This window comes from Rhodohalobacter sulfatireducens, assembly GCF_022012475.1.
In the GTDB taxonomy this organism is placed as follows: Bacteria; Bacteroidota; Rhodothermia; order Balneolales; family Balneolaceae; genus Rhodohalobacter; species Rhodohalobacter sulfatireducens.
In genome coordinates this window covers 1-454 of sequence record NZ_JAKLWS010000120.1, presented here as the reverse complement: position 1 = coordinate 454, position 454 = coordinate 1, and the positions used below count along the sequence as shown (strand labels likewise).

Below are 454 nucleotides of genomic sequence, written 5' to 3'. Positions count from 1 at the left end.
TAATCTCAAAGCATCTTCCTGTTTATCAATATTCAACAAGCATATCACTCGTCTCCAGCGAAGTTTTTCTTTATAATGAGGCCAAACATCGATGACATGATTTATCCACCGAAGAGCCCACTCCCATTCCCGATTCTCTTCACAAATTAATATTGTCTTAGCTAAGTGCCCATTAGATAGCTGTAGGTCTTGACCATCTTCCCATGCTGTCTCGAATTCGCCCATTAGTATTTGAACAAGTACTTTATACCCATTCCATTCCGATGCTTCACCAGGGTAGCGTTCCTGAATTGCCTCTAATGCACCTAGAATCTCTATCCAGCGTTTCTGCTCATATTGATAATTAAGCCATGCCGTGACAGATTCAGAGCTAGCTCCTTTCTCCAATGCTAATCTCAAAGCATCTTCCTGTTTATCAATATTCAACAAGCATATCACTCGTCTCCAGCGAAGT

General features: G+C 41.2%; 1 protein-coding gene. It reads right to left on the bottom strand.

Going from position 1 to position 454, the window contains the following annotated elements; translation table 11 throughout:
- The coding region (locus L6773_RS21350; RefSeq protein ID WP_237856709.1) for a hypothetical protein at positions 1 to 454 on the bottom strand (454 nt) is incomplete at both ends.